Annotated in this window: 15 protein-coding genes; 8 read left to right on the top strand and 7 right to left on the bottom strand. The window is 62.2% G+C overall.

The annotated features are described in order from the left end of the window. The first annotated feature begins 20 nt into the window (after positions 1–20). From CKO25_RS15725 to CKO25_RS15710, 4 genes are all read left to right on the top strand, one after another. Positions 21–521, top strand: a complete 501-nt coding sequence (locus CKO25_RS15725) for a 2-oxoacid:acceptor oxidoreductase family protein (RefSeq protein WP_200388900.1) — start codon at positions 21–23, stop codon at positions 519–521. 10 nt (positions 522–531) lie between these two features. Further along, complete coding sequence (locus CKO25_RS15720; RefSeq protein WP_200388899.1) at positions 532–1,860, top strand: phenylacetate--CoA ligase family protein; 1,329 nt, start codon at positions 532–534, stop codon at positions 1,858–1,860. A gap of 91 nt (positions 1,861–1,951) precedes the next feature. Continuing rightward, complete coding sequence (locus tag CKO25_RS15715; protein WP_200388898.1) at positions 1,952–2,389, top strand: ACT domain-containing protein; 438 nt, start codon at positions 1,952–1,954, stop codon at positions 2,387–2,389. Between the two features lie 163 nt (positions 2,390–2,552). Continuing rightward, positions 2,553–3,908, top strand: a complete 1,356-nt coding sequence (locus CKO25_RS15710; RefSeq protein ID WP_200388897.1) for a phenylacetate--CoA ligase family protein — start codon at positions 2,553–2,555, stop codon at positions 3,906–3,908. A 57-nt stretch (positions 3,909–3,965) separates the two neighbouring features. Here CKO25_RS15710 and CKO25_RS15705 read toward each other — a convergent pair whose 3' ends face one another. From CKO25_RS15705 to CKO25_RS15690, 4 genes are all read right to left on the bottom strand, one after another. Then, positions 3,966–5,087 carry a baeRF11 domain-containing protein gene (locus tag CKO25_RS15705; protein ID WP_200388896.1) on the bottom strand — a complete coding sequence of 374 codons (1,122 nt, stop codon included), beginning with the start codon at positions 5,085–5,087 and terminating at the stop codon, positions 3,966–3,968. Positions 5,088–5,235: 148 nt separating this feature from the next. Next, positions 5,236–7,005 (bottom strand): FAD-dependent oxidoreductase, encoded by a 1,770-nt coding sequence (locus tag CKO25_RS15700; protein ID WP_200388895.1) that lies wholly within the window; start codon positions 7,003–7,005, stop codon positions 5,236–5,238. A 308-nt stretch (positions 7,006–7,313) separates the two neighbouring features. Further along, entirely contained in the window at positions 7,314–8,534 is a 1,221-nt protein-coding gene (locus CKO25_RS15695) for an efflux RND transporter periplasmic adaptor subunit (protein ID WP_200388928.1), read from the bottom strand. Between the two features lie 53 nt (positions 8,535–8,587). Then, positions 8,588–10,951 carry an ABC transporter permease gene (locus CKO25_RS15690; RefSeq protein WP_200388894.1) on the bottom strand — a complete coding sequence of 788 codons (2,364 nt, stop codon included), beginning with the start codon at positions 10,949–10,951 and terminating at the stop codon, positions 8,588–8,590. A gap of 278 nt (positions 10,952–11,229) precedes the next feature. Here CKO25_RS15690 and CKO25_RS15685 point away from each other — a divergent pair, with 278 nt between their 5' ends. From CKO25_RS15685 to CKO25_RS15675, 3 genes are all read left to right on the top strand, one after another. After that, complete coding sequence (locus CKO25_RS15685) at positions 11,230–12,054, top strand: DUF502 domain-containing protein (RefSeq protein WP_200388893.1); 825 nt, start codon at positions 11,230–11,232, stop codon at positions 12,052–12,054. Positions 12,055–12,101: 47 nt separating this feature from the next. Then, the gene (locus CKO25_RS15680) at positions 12,102–12,953 is read left to right on the top strand and encodes an OmpA family protein (RefSeq protein ID WP_200388892.1); all 852 of its coding nucleotides are present in this window, start codon (positions 12,102–12,104) and stop codon (positions 12,951–12,953) included. Between the two features lie 433 nt (positions 12,954–13,386). Further along, a complete protein-coding gene (locus tag CKO25_RS15675) occupies positions 13,387–14,571 on the top strand; it encodes an MFS transporter (protein WP_200388891.1) in 1,185 nt (394 codons plus the stop codon). Between the two features lie 80 nt (positions 14,572–14,651). Here CKO25_RS15675 and CKO25_RS15670 read toward each other — a convergent pair whose 3' ends face one another. Then, positions 14,652–15,614, bottom strand: a complete 963-nt coding sequence (locus CKO25_RS15670) for an MBL fold metallo-hydrolase (RefSeq protein WP_200388890.1) — start codon at positions 15,612–15,614, stop codon at positions 14,652–14,654. A 101-nt stretch (positions 15,615–15,715) separates the two neighbouring features. Then, positions 15,716–16,258, bottom strand: a complete 543-nt coding sequence (locus CKO25_RS15665; RefSeq protein ID WP_200388889.1) for a hypothetical protein — start codon at positions 16,256–16,258, stop codon at positions 15,716–15,718. A 244-nt stretch (positions 16,259–16,502) separates the two neighbouring features. Between CKO25_RS15665 and CKO25_RS15660 the strand changes: the two genes are divergently transcribed. Further along, positions 16,503–17,297, top strand: coding sequence for a DUF2189 domain-containing protein (locus CKO25_RS15660; protein ID WP_200388888.1), 795 nt, complete (start codon positions 16,503–16,505; stop codon positions 17,295–17,297). 1 nt (position 17,298) lies between these two features. Here the strand turns inward: CKO25_RS15660 and CKO25_RS15655 are convergent, their stop codons facing one another. Then, a complete protein-coding gene (locus CKO25_RS15655) occupies positions 17,299–17,961 on the bottom strand; it encodes a sulfotransferase family 2 domain-containing protein (RefSeq protein WP_200388887.1) in 663 nt (220 codons plus the stop codon). Positions 17,962–18,010: the final 49 nt, after the last annotated feature.

Genomic DNA, 18,010 nt, shown 5'->3' with positions numbered 1-18,010 from the left:
ATTCAGCTTGGAGACCCCTGATGGAAACGCTCAAGAACATCGTCATTGCCGGTCTCGGCGGCCAGGGGGTCCTGACTGCCTCCGACATGCTCGCCGAGGCCGCCTTTCGGGCCGGCTTTGATGTCAAGAAGAGTGAGCTGCATGGGATGAGCCAACGCGGCGGCTCTGTCAGCAGTGATGTCCGCTACGGGACCCACGTGCTCAGCCCCATGGTGCCCGCCGGTGAGGCCGATGTCCTGCTGGTGCTGGACAGTACTCAGGTCGAGATCAACCGCGCGGTCCTGAAGCCAGGTGGGGTACTCATTGCCCCGGAGCTGATCGCACCTGGGACCCTCAAGAACAAAAAAAGCCTCAATGTCGCCCTGCTCGGCGCCGTCTCGAGCGTGCTCGACATTCCACGCGCACACTGGATGGCCGCCATCTACGCGAATCTCGCGGAAAAGCTGCACAAGATCAATGATCAGGCCTTTGAGCTTGGTCGCGAGGCCGCGTCCCGGGGCTCGCTCGCCCAACCCCAATGAGAGGACCATCATGCTGACAGAGCTCTGGAACGATGCCGAAGGTGGCTTCCACCCCGCCAGCGCGCCTGATTTTCTGCCCGAGCAGGCACTCAAGCAGGTCCAGCTCAGACGGTTGCGCGCCGTCGTCGCGCGAGCCTACGCCAATGTGGACTTGTTTCGCGAGCGGATGCAGGCGCGGGGACTGACGCCGGCATCGATCCAGCGTCTCGAAGACATCCAGCAGTTGCCCTTCACGGTCAAGACCGACCTGCGTGATACCTATCCCTTCGGGCTCTTCGCCAGCCCCATGAGCGACGTGGTGCGGCTGCACGCCTCCTCCGGAACGACGGGCAAGCCGATCGTCGTCGCCTACACCCGCGAAGACGTCGGCGTCTGGTCGGAGGTGATGGCTCGCACCCTCGCCTGCTGTGGGCTGCATCGCGGCGACATCCTGCAGAATGCCTTCGGCTATGGACTCTTCACCGGCGGCCTCGGGGCACATTATGGCGCCGAGGCCCTGGGCGCCACGGTGGTGCCCATCTCCGGCGGCAACAGCGACCGCCAGATCATGCTGATTCGCGACTTCGGCGTCTCCGCGCTTTGCTGCACCCCAAGCTATTTCACCTATCTGATCGAACGGGCCGCAGAACTCGACGTCGATCTGCGGACCTTGCCCTTGCGCGCGGGGATCTTCGGTGCCGAGCCCTGGACCGACGCGATGCGGGATCACATCGAGGCCGCCGCCGGCATCAAGGCCTACGACATCTATGGCCTCTCCGAGATCATTGGTCCAGGGGTGGCGAGTGAGTGCTCCGCACAGGCGGGTCTGCACATCTTCGAGGACCACTTCTATCCCGAAATCATCGACCCCGAGACCGGCGCGGCCCTGCCAGACGGCGAGGAGGGTGAATTGGTGCTCACCACCCTGAGCAAGAAGGCGATGCCGATGATTCGCTATCGCACCCGTGACATCACCTCCTTGATCAGCGAGCCCTGCACTTGCGGGCGCACCATTCGGCGGATGCGCCGCATCGGGCGACGTTCGGACGACATGTTCATCATCCGCGGTGTGAACGTCTATCCCTCCCAAGTCGAGGCGGCACTGCTCGCGGTCGAGGGCACGCTGCCCCATTACCAGATCATCCTGACGCGCGACCAGGGACTCGACCAGATGACCGTGGAGGTGGAGGTCACACCCGAGGTCTTCAGCGACAAAATTCGGGCGCTCGAGGATGTCCGCGCACGGTTGGCCAAGGCCATCGAGCATATCCTCGGTATCCGCGTCGCGCTCCATCTCGTCGAACCGCGCAGCATCGCGCGCAGCGAGGGCAAGGCGAAACGGGTGCTCGACAAGCGCTGACACGACCGCTGCGCCACGGCACGTGGCCTACGCGCCCGTGCCACCCGCGACCATTGCCTTCGCCATTGGATCACCACGAGGATGAGACGCCATGAAACTCCAACAACTCTCGCTCTTTCTCGAAAACCGCCCCGGACGTCTCGGCGCACCCTTGGAGACGATCGCCAAGGCCGGCATCAACATTCTGACCCTGTCGCTCGCGGATACCGCCCAATTCGGCATCCTGCGCCTGATCGTTCGGGACTGGGACCAGGCGAAAGCGGTCCTTGAGGACGCCGGTTGGGTGGTGAACCTGACCGAGGTGGTTGCGGTGGACGTGCTCGATCGCCCGGGCGGTCTCGCCGCGGCCCTTGCGGTCCTGGAGGGGGCGGGGCTGAACATCGAGTACATGTACGCCTTTTCGCTGCGACGTGGCGACAAAGCGATCTTGATCTTTCGCTTCGAGGATCCGGATCGCGCCATCAAGGTCTTGCTCGACCAAGGGTTGCATGTGGTCGATGGCGAGGAACTCCTGAATCTCGCATCCTGAGCCGAGCGACTCGCATCGATCTTGTTTAAAGCCCCGTTGTCGAGTCCGTGTGGCTGGATCGCGATCCAGACACCCAGCATGACGCCTGACCGGCGAGCGGACCGCGTGGCCCTCTCACTGACGGGACACGCGGAAACGCCAGCCCACCACCGGAACGAGGATCATGTCCCCCCAGTCGCATCCCAGTCATCACGCGCATCAGCACGGAACCGAGCAAGGCCTCTGGGACCCGGAGGCCGAGACGCGCTCGCGCGACGCCATCGAGGCGCTCCAGATCGAGCGCCTGCGCACGCTGGTCGCGCGGGTTGCCCAGGTGCCCTTCTATCGCGATCATTTCGTTCATCGTGAGATCGGCCCACACAGCATCCGCTCACTCGCGGACGTGCGCCGCCTGCCGCTAACGACCAAGGACGATCTGCGCCGCCAGCATCCCTTCGGCTTCCTTGCCGTCCCGCGCCGCGCGCTGGCTCGCATCCACGGCTCCTCCGGCACCACCGGACGACCAACCTTCGTGGCCTACACCGCGCGCGATCTCGAGACCTGGTCACACCTTTGCGCCCGCTTTCTCGTCGCGGGTGGCCTGAAACCCGAGCACACGGTCCAGATCGCCTTCGGTTATGGACTCTTCACCGGCGGCTTTGGACTGCATTATGGGATCGAGCGCGTCGGCGCGGCCATCATTCCGGCGGCGGCCGGCAACACCAGGCGGCAACTCGAGATCATGCGCGATCTCGACCCCGAGGTCCTGATCTGTACCCCGAGCTATGCCCTCACCATCGCGGATGGAGCGCGCGAACTCGGCATCGATCCACGCACGCTGCCGATTCGCACCGGTCATTTCGGCGGCGAGCCCTGGACCGAAGACATGCGTTGCGAGATCGAGGAACAGCTCGACATCACCGCCTTCAACAACTACGGCCTCTCCGAGGTGATCGGCCCTGGGGTGAGCGGCGAATGTAGCGCACGCACAGGCATGCACATCCAGGAGGACCATTTTCTCGTCGAATGCCTGGACCCCGAATCACTTGAGCCTGTCGCCGAGGGCGAAGCCGGCGAGTTGGTCATCACCACACTCACCCGCGAGGCCATGCCTCTGATCCGCTACCGGACCCGCGACATCGCCCGTCTTGATCGCCAGCCCTGTGCCTGCGGACGCGGGACCGCACGGATGAGCCGAGTGACAGGGCGCACTGACGATCTGCTGATCATCCGCGGGGTCAACGTCTTCCCGTCACAGATCGAGGAGGCGCTGCTGCGGGTGGAAGGCACGACACCACACTATCTGATCGAGGTCTCGCGACCGGGCCGGCTCGACGAGGTCCATGTCAAGGTTGAGATCCGACCCGAACTCTTCTCCGACCGGATGGATCGCATGCAGACGCTCTGCGAACGCATCAGTCGCGAGATCCAAGCCGTGGCCGGCATCCGCGCCCACGTCGATCTGGTGGAGCCACGCAGCCTCGAGCGGTTCGTCGGCAAGGCCAAGCGGGTGCTCGATCGACGCAACCTCGGCGCCTGACAACCGGGCGGTGACACGACGAGTCATACCACCGTCACCACGTCGATCGGCGCAACCTCAGATCGCGTAACGCAGGATTGCCGCCAAGGGGTGCTCCTCGGGGAGATCGGCCCCCCGCACACTCAGCACCTCACCACCGGTCAGGAGCACCCGCCGTGCGATCTCATCGATCACGCCATAGGTGTCGGCGCTCGCCTCGTCGGCCAAGGTGACCGTGCCATCCGTCTCGTCGACCGTGCCATGCACCACCCGATCCATGTCGACCAGCAGACTCTGCACCGCGCCATAGGTCGCCGCCCGTGCGACGCGCGCAATGTCGGACGTGGCACGGTCCTCATTGACACGCTGGCTGTAGAGCGCATTCCAGGCCGCGATCTCGGAGCGGTAGAGTGCGTCCAGGATCGGACGCGCGGCGGCGGCGAGTTCGGCCGCGGAGAGACGCTCCGGATTGCCTTCGATCCCCGTCGCGGCAAGATGAGGATAGGTGTTAACCGAGCGGAAGATGGCATCGAGCGACTCGACCGAAGCCAGGATCAAGGGCGCTGACCCACCGGCTAAGAGTCCTCGCAAGGCCGTATCCACCTGGCGCGCGTACTGGCGCAGGCGCACCTTCTTCCCCTCGGAACCGCCGATGCGCCCAGAGTAGGAACGGGTCGCGATGCTCGCTTCCCCCACCGCCGAGGCCGCGTCCCTCGGCATCCCGACGACCTTGACCTCAGTTGCCGGCAGATCGGCCGAGACCTCGATCAGACGCACGCTGCCATCGGCCAAGGCCAGCACATAGCCGGCGTTACAGAAATTGACCGAACGCAGCAGCGGCTTCAGATGAAAACGATCCGAGACCTTCACCAGGGGTTCAAGGGCATTGGGCACCCGGAAGGTGCGCAGGTTGTCTGGTGTTGCGAACACCACCAAGCCGTGGGCTTGGAAGCGCCAGAATTCATTGTCCTCCACCAGATCGTCGAGTTCTTCGATCAGATCTCTGACGCGCCGCTTGTCGGCACCGGCGGCCTCCAATTGGTCCAGGGCCTCTTTCGTCAGATTTTTCAGAAGAATGCGATCGGCATCGGTTTCCGTGCTGACCGGAGTTGTTGGCAACACGATGGAGACCGCGAGATCGGTGCGTTGGGTCGCGAGGTCGGCCAGGTCAGCGGCGGTTGGAAGGTCGAGATAGAGCATGGTTTAGTCTCATAAGTGGTGATGATGGATGGCCTTCGTCGCGGCACGCTCGGGGACAGGTCGCGAATGGATCGGCACCTGGTATGCGCCTGTTGCGAATCCACGCGCCGTCGTGCACGGATCTCGCGGCGCTGGCAATGAGCACCGCTTAGGGTTGGTTGACGAGATGCTCGGGGCGCGGGAGCTTGACCGGTGTCTTCGCCTCCATCCCGGAGCGACGATTCCGGGCGAAGTCACGCATCGCCGCCGCGCCGGACAGATTGTAGACCTCAGCGAAGCCGTGCTGGGCCAGAATCCGCACCCCGGCATAGGCACGCTGCCCACTGCGACAGGACACCAGGGTCGGCAGACTGGGGTCGAGTTCACCGAGCCGGTCCCGCAGGTCATCGAGGCGAATATGCTTCGCATGAGGGGCATCACAGAGCGGGAGTTCCTCACGCTCAGCGGCCTCGCGCACATCGACGACCTGGAAATCAGAGAGATCGGCATCCGGTGCCACCAATGGCGAGAGTCCGTCGAGATCGTTCTGCGCGACGAAGGCCGCCATGTGCAAAGGATCCTTCGCGGAGCCAAAGGGTGGTGCATAGGCCAGATCCAAGGACGCGAGATCATCGATCGTTCCTTGGAAGTGAATCAGAGTCGCCACGACATCGAGCCGCTTGTCAACGCCCGCCGCCCCCATGACCTGCGCGCCCAGCACCCGCCCGGTCCCGTTTTCATACACCAGTTTGATGCCCAGCGGGGCCGCGCCTGGGTAATAGCTCGCATGATGGTAGGACACGATGTGGACCGCACGCGCATCGAAACCGGCTTGCCTCGCCGCGACCCGCGACAGACCGGCGATCCCCGCCGCATAGCCGAAGACCCGCACGACCGAGGTACTCCAGGCCGCTGGCGCGGGACGCGACCGCCCCGTCGCCGCATGCTCTCCCGCAACGCGTCCCGTCCGGTTGGCAATCCCAGCGAGGGGAACACGTTGGCGCGCTCCGGTCGGTCCGAACCGGTATTCGGCGGCATCACCGACGGCGTAGATGTCGGGATCCGAGGTCCGCATGAAGTCATCGGTCGCGATGCCGCCACTGTCCCCGATGGCGAGACCGGCGGCGACGGCCAACTCGATGTTCGGTCGGACCCCGACGCTCATCAGCACCAGATCGGCGGCAAGCCGCGTTCCGTCGGTCAGGGTAACGCCCGACACCACCCCGTTGGTTTCCTCGATGGTCGCGATTCCGCGGCCGAGTTCCAGCCTGACGCCATTGCGCTCCAACTCCCGATGGAGCGGCTCGGCGATCTCCCGATCGAAGAATGGCATGACCTGATCCTGCAGTTCGACGATCGTGACCTCAGGACCTTTGTGCGCAAACTGCTCGGCAATCTCCAGGCCGATGTAGCCGGCACCGACGACCACGACCTCGCGCGCATCCTCGCTGCCCTCAACAATCCGGTCCATGTCGTCGATGTTGCGCAGCGTGAACACGCCCTGCGTGTTCACGCCCGGGATCGGCGGCACAATGGGCGCCGCGCCGGGCGAGAGGATCAGCTTGTCGTAGGACTCATGATAGACCTCACCGGTCTCGAGGTTGCGCACCCGCACCGTCTTGGCGACCCGATCGATGGACTCGACCTCGTGGCGCACCCGGGCATCGATCCGAAACCGCTCACGAAAGAGCGCGGGCGTCGCCACGAGGAGCTGGCTGCGATCCTGAATCTCACCACCGATATAATAGGGCAATCCGCAGTTGGCGAAGGACACCTCGGCATCACGCTCGAACATGACGATCCGCGCGTGCTCATTGACGCGTCGCGCCCGTGCCGCGGCGGACGCACCACCGGCGACACCACCGACGATCAAGATGGTCGGCGCCTGATCGGCAGCAGCGGACGCCACGGCGGGTGAGTCGAGGGGGGCTTGGGTCATGACGGATTCACTCTCCCGGTACGGGTCATGGGGGGATGGATGAGAAGACATCGGGTGGTGCGGCGACAGCGTCATTATCCTCTCGAGCAGAGGTCGAAGCAAAATCATTCACCGATCAGGCACCATTGATCAGGGCCACTCATGATCGAGACACCGCCTCGATCTAGGCCGCTCCCGCGCACGATGAGCGCTGGGGAGCGGCACCTGCCTTGCTGGATCGACCAATGCCCGATCCTCGTCGGCCCACGGCACCGCATCAGAGCCGCCGCCGCAGACCCGTCGATTGAACGGGCGCTTGAGGATCCCGCTCAAGACGGATCGGATCGCCGGTCCAGGGTGATGCGCATCCCGTCGCTCAGGCGCCCGCTCGGATGATTCACGACCAGTTCACCCGGCTCGAGGCCATTGAGGATCTGGGTCCAGAGGCCGCTGCGGCGCCCGGGTTCGACAGGGCGTACGCGGGCCCGGGCCTGGACAGCGTCCGGGTCGGCGACGAAGACAGCCCAATGATCCTGATGACGAAACAGGGCACTGCTCGGGATCTGCACCACATCCTCGGCCTCCCAGAGAATGAATCGAGCCTCGACCCGGTACTGGTCGCCGAGGAGCTGCCATTGCTCACGCGCGGTCGTGATCGCGACCCATACCGCGACCCGTTGTTCCTCGATCCCCAGCGCCGAAACCTTTTCGAATCCCGCAGGCTCCACTCGCCGCACCCGCCCCTCCAGGGGATGCCCCCCACCCCAGCGCTCCAGCACCACCCGCATCCCCGGGCGCACCCGCACGGCATCGACCGAGAGCAGATCGACCCGCACCTCGAGCGCATCCAGATCGCCGATCTCCAGGACCACCGCACCGGACTCGATCGGGCCCTCGCAGCAGCGCTGCCGCTGCATCACCACGCCCGTGATCGGCGCGCGCACCGCGAGCACCGGCTGCTCGCTAGGCGCACGCTTCCCGTCGGCGACTTCGACTAGGGCACGCGCGGACTCCAGTTCGAAGCGCGCGACCGCGATCGCGTGTCGCGCGGCCCGCTCGGCGGCATCGGCCGCATCACGCTGCGCGAGCCGGCGCCCACGCTCCTCCGACGAGATCAACTGACGCTGATGCAAGGTCTCACTGCGATCGTGCTCGGTCCGCGCCAACGCCAGTTCGGTCTGGCGCACCGCCAGTTCCGCTTCCGCCGCCTCCAGACGCGCCCCCGCGGCCGCGAGGGACTCCTGCGCCTGCAAGCGCGAGCGGGTGTCCAGCGCCGGGGCCGGCATGGACTCCAATTCGAAGAGCACCTGATCGGCGGCGACCGCATCACCCGGTTCCAGGGCCACCCGCCGCAGATAGCCACTGATCGGGGCGGACACACTGTAGCGGTCGCGCAGCCGGGTACGTCCCTCCTCCTCGACCATCTCGACGAAATGGTCTCGCCGCACCGGCGAGACCGTGACCGACAGCGGCGAGGGCATCAGGGCGAGCAGCAAGAGACCCGACAGGACCAAGGTCAGGAGGACCGTGATGAGGCGTCTGCGCAGCATTGTGGACATGAGGGATCAGACCATGAAAGCGATTGGATATCGGTCAGGCGGGCTCACTCGATGCGCTTCAAAGCGCGGATCAGATCCAACCGACCGAAGCGTCGCGCCATCGCCAAGACCGCGAGCACCGTCGCGAGCAGCACCCCGGCGGCCGCGACGGCGTAGGCTTGCGGCGTCACTACAAAGGGGATGCGAACGAACTCCATGGCCAGGGCCTGGGTGAGGAGATAGGCGAAGCCGGTGCCCACCAGCCAGCCCAATGGAATCGCAAAAAGCGTCAACACGACGATCTCGCCAATCAGAATCCAGGCGACCTCCGCCCGACCGAACCCCAACACGCGCAGCGTCGCCAGTTCACGCTCGCGTTCCGCCCAGGCCATGCGCGCATTGTTATAGACCACCGCTAAGGTGATGGAACCTGCCATGACGAGCAGAATCCCCATGGTGACCAACAGGGTCCCGTCGATGTACTCCCGGAACTGACGTTCGGCATCCGCGATCAGCCCGATGCTGGCGATCCTAGGCGCCTCCCAGAGCCGTGCAAAGAGCTGCGCGCGCGCGCTCGGATCGGTGCGCAACCACACGCCCGAGAGCGCCGGCCCTTCCCCCAACAGATGGTTCAGTGCCCGCCGTTCCATGTAGGCGCTCACCCCGATCGGCTCATCGATGAGGCCCGCCAGGGTGACGCGCAGGGTGCGTCGATGCCCCTCCATGATCTCGAGCGCGAGTTCGTCGCCAAGCGCGAGCCCGAGATCCTCCGCGAGGAAGCGCGTCAGCATCAATCCCTCTGGCGGGAGGCGCACCGGCCGCTGAGCGGCGTCCAGAAGACCACGCAGACGCGGCTCGGCCTCCAACCCCAGGAGGCTGGTGCGCTCGGAACGGTGTCCATGGATCAAGCGCACTGGCACCTGCCGAAAGCCCTCGGCGTAGAGCACGCCCGGCAGGGCCTGCACGCTCCCGAGGGCATGTTCCGGGGTCGGGTCGGTGAAGACGAGTTGGACGTCCATACGCATCACCAAGCGGTATTGGATGTCGAGCAGATGATCGATCGCATTGAACTGGTAACTGCCGAGCAGCAGGAGACTTCCCGAGAGCGCGATGCCGATCACCGACAGCAGTGCCTTCAATCGATGGCGCACCAGATTGCGCAGGATGATCCGGTTCGGCTGCCCCAGGCGACGTCCAAGCCAGGAGCGCTCGAGCCAGGAGGCATGAAACGTCTCAGGCGCCGGTGGACGCATCGCCGCCGCGGGGGTCAAACGCAGGGTGCGCCAGACCGCCCGCGCGGTCCCCAGCGCCGCCGCGACGGCCGCAACCAGCACGCCCAGCGCGATCACCTGGTGCTGTAACCGGAAGTCGGTGCGCGGAAATCGATAATACTCCGTGTAGAGCGCGGCCATCCCTTCCGCTGCCCAGCCCCCGAGGAGGATCCCGAGCAGTGCGCCCAGGACCACGATGACACCAGTGAACAACGCATAATGCAGGGCGATCTCGCGATGGGTATAACCAAAGGCCTTGAGGATCGCGATTTCGGTTTGCTGGGTCTGGATCAGACGCGCCATCAACAGGTTCAGCAGAAAGGCGGCCACGGCGAGAAAGATCGCCGGTAGGACGATCGCCATCACCCGCAGTTGCGCGATCTCCTCGGTGAGAAAACGGTGCGAGACCTGATCATCGCGCCCGGCCGCACCGATCCCACCATAGCGCGCGAGCGCCCAGTCGAGGGCGTCGATGACGTCCTCCTCGGCGGCCCCAGCCTGCAATGACAGCAGCACACTGTTGAAGGCCCCATCGAGATCCAGCGCCCGCGCCAGGGCGCTGCGATTCATCCAGAAGACCCCGTAGCGCGCCGCATCGGGCAGCAGATCCGCGGGGCCGACCTGATAGATGAACTCGGGCGAGAGCGCCACGCCGCTCACCGTCAGGGTTTGCAACCGCCCATTGATGATGGCTCGCACGGACGCGCCGATCTCCAAGGCATGGGCCTCGGCAAAGGGCTCGCTGATCAGCACCTGATCGGTGCGCGCTGGGTCTGGCAAGGCGCCCGAGCGCAGAAACAGCTGATTCAGCCCGGGCTGGCGACCATCAGGGATCGAGAGCAACAGACCCCGCACGGGCTCCGCATCGCCCGGTACTTCCAAGCGGATCGCGGACTTCACACGCGTCTCGACCTGATCGACACCCGAGATCTCGCCTAACCGTGTCGCCAGGCCCTCCGGCGCCCGCTTGAGTTCGGCAAACACCTCGGCGAATCGCGACTCCTCATAGAATCGTGCCTGAGACAGAAGCAAGACATCGCGAGATGTAACGGACAGGATCAGCACCATCACGCCAGCCGCGATCACCACGGCAATCGCGGCGATCTGTCCCTTGAGCATCCAGAGATCCCGCAGCAGCTTGGTCCGCAGCGTTCGCATGATCCTCCATCCGCGTCAGCCTCCCGGGAACCCGCGCGAGCGAACCGGTTCAGGCCATCATGATACGGCAAACGGGCGACCAGACTGTTCCTGGCCGCACCAACATGCGACAGTGTCGCCCGATGGAGCACGACTGGACACACCACGCCACGCGCGCCACTCCGAGCCAAGCCCGCTGTCACCCGGTCGTTGATGCCGCACCCTGTCCAGGTTCAGGCGGCCCACAGGTTGAGCCTGATGCGCCGCTTGCCTAGACCTCGACCCTGCTGGAGAAACCCATGGACTCGCCCTCAACGATCACGCACATCCGCACCCTCTTTCTGCAGGGCATCGCCTTACTCGCCCCTCTGATCATTACCCTAGCCCTCTTGTTCTGGCTCGGCGGCGCGGCTGAGCAGCTGCTGGGCGCCCTGCTGCGCGGCCTGCTGCCGGACGCCTGGTACATCCCCGGCATGGGTCTCATCGTGGGGATCGGCGTGATCTTTGCCGCGGGCCTGCTGGCTAATCTCATCCTGGTGCGCTGGCTGCTGGATCTGACCGAACGTGTCCTCGATCGTATCCCCTTGGTCAAGACCATCTTCCAGGGTCTAAAGGACGTTGCGGGCCTGTTCGGCCAAACCGGTGATCGCACGCTTGGACGCCCGGTTGTGGTCGAGATTCAGGGTCTAAAACTGGTCGGCTTCGTGATGCAAGAGGACGCACGCCTGCCTGAGCGCGCCGCGAGCACCCAGTCAATCGCGGCCGCCCCCCCGGATTCCAGCCCCGTCCCCACGGTTGAGCCAACCCCTGCACCAGCCCCGGTGACCGGGGACATGCTGCACACCGTCACCAGCCCCGGCCGGCGCCAGGGGACGGATCGACGCATCGCCGTATACCTGCCGATGAGCTACCAGGTCGGCGGTTACACGGTCTACCTCGAACCAGAACAGGTGACGGACTTGCACGTTGGGAAGGACCAAGCCCTCAGAGCGGTCTTGACGGGCGGCTCGGTGTGGACACCTGCTCCCAATAACCGGCCCATCAAGACGCCGCGGACCAAGCCCCGCGCAGCCCATCCAAGTCAGCCCCCCGAGCGCTCATCAGATCGCTCGATATCGACCTGAAACCTTTCCCTGTCCCCGGTGTAAATCAGTTGTAAGAGGTGACGAACATGAAATCAGCCCTGATGACCGTCTGCGCCCTGATGCTGTTGGGCATGACGGCACCGACCGCCGCACAAGATCTGTCTGAACATCCCTTGATTCGTCCGTATCCTGGATCAGAGCTCGATGAGAGAAGTTCTCGGCATGATCGATTCAACGCACATGAGTTCCGGGTGCTCAATCCGGATACAGGGCGGCCAGAGCGCAAACGTGTCGAAGGCGAATTTTGGCGGCTCGTGTATTATCTGCACACTGCGGATGGAGAGCGCGATCGAAGTGTTTCAAAGCTCGAATATTTCCAGAATTTCAAGGCGGCTGCGCTGGAACACGCTGGGCAGATCGAGTTCGAAGATTCCAATAACCTGGTGTTGACCATGCCCCGCGAAGATGGTGGCACGACATGGGCGCAGGTGAGGGTGTCCGGCGCAGGCGCAACGACGCTGGTGATCGTTGACGAGAAGCCGTTGGAAACCATACTGGAGTTTGGTCCAGCCCAGATGAAAGCCGCCATGGATGCAGATGGCACGGTCGCCCTCTACGGGATCCTGTTCGATTACAATCAGGCAACACTCCAGCCAGAATCCAACAAGCAGCTACAGGAAGTCCTGACGCTGCTCTTCGCGCATCCTGACCTGAGGGTCGAGATCCAAGGTCATACCGACGGCGATGGTCAAGCAGACTATAACCTTCAGCTTTCAGAGCGACGCGCCGATTCGGTTCGGCAATACCTTGTCCTGTTTGGAATCGATCCTGACCGTCTCACGTCGAAAGGTTACGGCAAGTCGATGCCGATCGCGCCCAACGACACTGCTGAGAACAAGGCAAAGAACCGCCGCGTGGAGCTGGTCCGGTTGGATTAGGGAACAGGGCATGACGTTGAGAACAAGTGGGCGAAGGACGAACAGTGGTCCGTTACGACTCCACCAGTTCAGGCATCCAGATTTCGCGCGGGAGCCCAAAGAGCGTGCCGCGAACGGATGACTCCAACTCAACCTAAGATGAATCAGGCGCCCCAATTCGGGGCGTGCTCTTGATGGGTGTCTGGTCGCGTTGGGATCAATGCGGGGTGTTCTGGAGCGCAAACTCCGGCATCCGGCATCCGGCATTGCCTCGAGTCGGTGCCGAACAGGGGGGATTCACCGTGACATTGCGGTTTTCGTGAAGACGCGAAGACCTGTCCGCAGCGCTAGCGACCGTTGAAGGCCTTGTGCAGCAGAAAAGGAGACATCATGGCACAAGATTTGATGGCTCACGGCATTCCGATTCCGGTCACCCTTGACGCTCAGAAACAACATGAAAAAATTTGCGACGGTCACGGCATCCTTCATGATCATGCTTTGCATAGGAAGCTTATATGCCTGGAGTATCATTGCATCTGAATTGATCGAGAATCATGGTTTTTCGTCCTCGCAATCACAGATTATTTTTGCATTGATCATCGCCGTGTTCCCCGTGACCATGATTTTTGTTGGACGATTGGGAAGCAGAGTCAAATACCGTTATTTCGGCTACATTTCGGGCATCTTGTTTTTTTTGGGATATTACCTAGCAAGCTACTCGCAAGGCAATTTCATTTGGATCCTATTGAGTATCGGGCTTCTGTCTGGAATCGCGACTGGTTTTGGTTACTGGGTTGCTCTCACAGCGCCCGTTCAATGGTTTCCCAAGAAAAAAGGGTTGATCACCGGCATTGCCGCAGCCGGTTTTGGTTTGGGCGCGGTCTTGATGTCTGAAATCTCTGAATGTTTACTCAACCAGGACCATGACATTCTGCAACTGCTCAAAATGATTGGAATCACCTACGGCCTGATCATTCTCATGGTCTCAAATTTCATCTTCCCAGCCGAAACCACGCCGGGTGAACGCACGGAATCCGCCAACGCGTCATCCTTTTTTAGCACCGCGGTTTTCAGAAGACTGTGTCTTGGTATATTCCTAGGAACCTTTGCGGGTTTGCTGGTGATTGGCAGTCTGATCATGATCGGAAGTCAATATGACATCACCGCACAAATCTTGGTCCTCGGCGTTTCCGTTTTTGCGATTTCAAATTTTTCAGGTCGGCTGGTCTGGGGGGGATTAAGCGACTACCTCGGAGCAAGTTTGAGCATTTTCCTCGCACTACTGGTTCAGTCACTTGCCATTATCTCTTTGAATATTTTCCCCTTATCGGATGTAACCTATCTTATTTTGATCTTCTTGATTGGTTTTGGATTCGGCGGAAACTTTGTTCTCTTCGCAAAAGAAACAGCGCAAATCTTCGGTGTTCAAAATCTTGGCGTTGTGTATCCCTACGTCTTTCTTGGTTATGCCGTTGCAGGCATCGCTGGGCCAATAAGTGGTGGTGTTTTATACGACTTTTCGGGTTCGTTTTTCTACGCCATCATCCTAGCAAGCCTGATGAGCCTGCTAGGCAGTTTCCTGTTTCTAAAACAGGTCTTGATCGCCGATCACTCTCCTGGCCTGAACAACGCACTGTGATGCATCACAGCAGACTTGATTGAGCGTTACCCCCCGGCATCAAGCCGCGTGAAGCCCCGCAACGCCCCCTGGCGGGGGTCTCAGCGGGTTTTCGCGCGACGCTTCAACCAGACCTCAAGACCCTGCGCGTTTAATTCGGTGTCCAAACTCAGCAACTCCGTAATCACCGTCTCGGTGAGCGTTGTGGCGTGCGCCTGAGCGCTCGCGATCAGATGGGCTTCGACCGCCGCCTTGATCCGTGTCTCGCGCCCGGCAATCGGCTGCGACTCCTCGGCCAGCGCGAGTTCGGCCAGATCCTGGATACTTGCGCGCAGGCGCCCAACCAGCTCCGCGGGGTGACGCACCGGGCCATAGTGGGTGAGATACATCACTTCCGGATCGAAAGCCATCAGCCGATCGAGACTTTGGAGCCAGCGCTCGGGGTCGAAGGCCACGGGGGTCGTCGGGGCGAAGATCCATGGTCCCGCCTCCGTGTCGAATTCACGGTACGAGATCCCAAAGGTGTCGCCCGTAAAGATGCCACGGCTGACCGCATCGTAAATGCAGCCGTGGTGATTGGCGTGTCCCGGGGTGTCGATGAACCGCAGCGGACGACCCGCGAGATCAAAGGTCGCACCGTCTTCCGCAATCACCATGCGCGCTTCGGGAACCGGTGTCAGGGCCCCAAAATCACGCCCGAACGCCTCCTCGCCATAGACGGCCGTTGCACCGGCAGTCAGACGACTTGGATCCAGCATGTGGGTGGCGCCATTCGGATGGATGACCAGGGTGGCATTTGGACACCGCGCCATGAGCGCCCCTGCTCCGCCGCCATGGTCGAGATGAACATGGGTCGGGATGACATAGTCGACATGCGCGGACGTCAGTCCCAGATCCTCGATGACACCCATTAAGCCCGGCACAGAGTTGGTCGCGCCCGTGTCCACAAATGCGAGTCGATCGGCTGAGCGCACGAGATAGCACGCTGCAAGACCCTGTCGATAAAGGCCGGTTTCGAGGCGGTAGAGACCGTCGCTGATCTCTTGATAGGGAGCAATGGACATGGATGACTCCTAGGATGAGCCCGTCCAAGCGGGCGGGCGGCGCGTCAGCTGCAATGGTGCCGGAGTCTAAACCAAGCGTCGCGACACTGCAGCGACATCGGCTACCACAGTTGACCGGCAGCGATGACCATGCCACCCACGGTGGTGATGAACCCGATCAGCCACAGGAAGTGCCGATCGTGGCGGCGCAGCATCTCATCGAAGCGTTTGTCGATTTGCTCGAGGCGTTTGTCAACCTGTTCAAAGCGCTTGTCGATTTGCTCGAGTCGACGTTCGACCTGCTCGAAGCGCTTGTCGACCTGCTCGAAGCGCTTATCGACCTGCTCGAAGCGCTTATCGACCTGCTCGAAGCGCTTATCGACCTGCTCGAAGTGCTTGTCGATCTGCTCAAAGTGCTTGTCGACCTGCTCGAAGTGCTTGTCGATCTGCTCAAAACGCTTGTCGATTTGCTCGAGTCGACGTTCGACCTGATCGAAACCCTGTCGCATCAGTTCTCGTTGATGCTTCAGTTCCTCCTCAACGCGCACCCTCCGCTCGCGCAGCTCGATTTCATAGACCGCTGGCGGCTTGCCCAGACTTTGCTCGGCAAGCCAGCTCGCCATTTGGCTCTTGATGAACTCAATGTCTTGCTGTGTCAGTGTCATGGTGGAGGACTCCTGCGATCGGGCGCAATCAGTATACCAAGCGGATCAGGTCACCTCGCTCATGGCTTCGTTGTATCAGAGCTTGAGCATGGCCCATGCGCTCAATCCAGATCGTCACCGACTTGCCTTTTCCAGTGCGCTTGGAGAAGCTTAGCGAGGCACTTGGTCTTCGACGCCACACCAGCGCCATGTATCACACCAAGCCGCCAGCCCCCACAAAACACAACAAACTGGAGGACTTCGCATGGACCATCTCGCAGCCGCGGACCAGCCGGGGAGCACCGTGCCCCGCATCAACAAGATCACACTCGACCATCCCTGGACCTGGCTTGCCAAAGGCTGGCGGGACATCAAAACCGCGCCACTCTACAGCCTTCGGTACGGGGCCATGATCGTCCTACTGAGTGGTTTGATCCTTGCGCTGACCATCATCGGGCAACTGACCTTTCTCATTCCCTTTCTCACCGCTGGATTCTTTTTGGTTGCCCCCCTCTTGGCCATCGGGCTGTATCAGATGAGTGCCCACCTCGAGCGGGGTGAACCCGTCACCAGTTGTCAGGCGATGGAGGCTTTCAAACGCAATCAGGGCCAACTCGGCATCGCCTTAGGGTTCTTGCTCATGACGATGCAACTCTGGATCCTGGCTTCCGTGTTCCTCTTCATCATGCTCTTCCATGACCCCTTCCCGCCGTTCTCACAGTTCTTTCCCATCGTGGTCCTCTCAGGCCAACACACCGGCCTCGTCATCGCCGTGCTCTTGGTCGGAGCCTTCTTCGCCATCTGCGCCTTCTGTATCAGCGCGGTCACCGTGCCGATGCTGATCGATCGGCCAATCGATGGCTTCACCGCGGTTCGCACCAGTCTTCGAGCCGTCGCGCACAATTGGATCCCAATGATGCTGTGGGCCATGCTGCTGGTCGGGATCGTTGGGGTGGGCCTGTTGACCTTCTATATCGGTCTCTTCATCGCCATTCCCTTGGTCGGCCATGCCACCTGGCACGCCTACCGAGATCTGGTGCCGCGTGACGATGAGGTCTAGCTCATTCTGAATCGAAACGATAGCCGAGGAGGTCGATGTCCGAGGCAAAGTGCGTCGCGACCAACTCGGCGGTTTCGTCCGTGTAGTAGTGACGATAGTCCTGCTGGCGGTCGGTCGCCTTGCGTGCGTGCGGGAGTGGTGGCGTGGTGATCCCAATGCGCTGACAGGCCGTGTCGAAATCCTCATGCAAGCGCTCGTAGCGCCCGATGAAATCGATGATCAGGTTGCCATGCAGATCGATCAGATAATCACTCTGCAACTCGATCGAGGTATCCAGGTGATACTGATACGGGCGCCGCGGATCGAGCTTCCAGCGCAGGAAGGATGAAAACGCCTCATGACCACCAAGAAACTGGGGGCGTTCGCGGCGGATGTGGTGAAACGAACTCACCTGCAAGTCCCAGGGATTGCGGACGAAGGCGAACTTGAAGAGTCCGTCGAAGATCGGCTTGGGCAGCATCTCCTTAGCCGCGATCGCTTTGGCATGGCGTGGCAACTTCGTGGCAATCCGGTGGCCACTGAGATGGCTGAAACGACTACAGAGGAACATGGGCCAGTACCAGGGATCGCGCCAGCGCAGACCTTCGAGTGCGGCGCGCACGCTGGTGCCACCGGTTTTGGCGATGTGGACAAAGAGGAAGCGATATTTAGGCGAGAGGAGCATGGCAGGACAGGAGGCGCTCGCAGCAGGGATCAGGGCCGTTTGCGGGAGT

Origin of the sequence: Thiocapsa imhoffii, assembly GCF_016583985.1 — a bacterium.
Taxonomy (GTDB): domain Bacteria; phylum Pseudomonadota; class Gammaproteobacteria; order Chromatiales; family Chromatiaceae; genus Thiocapsa; species Thiocapsa imhoffii.
Note: the sequence above shows the minus strand (reverse complement) of the source record. Positions and strands in the feature narration are given on the sequence as shown.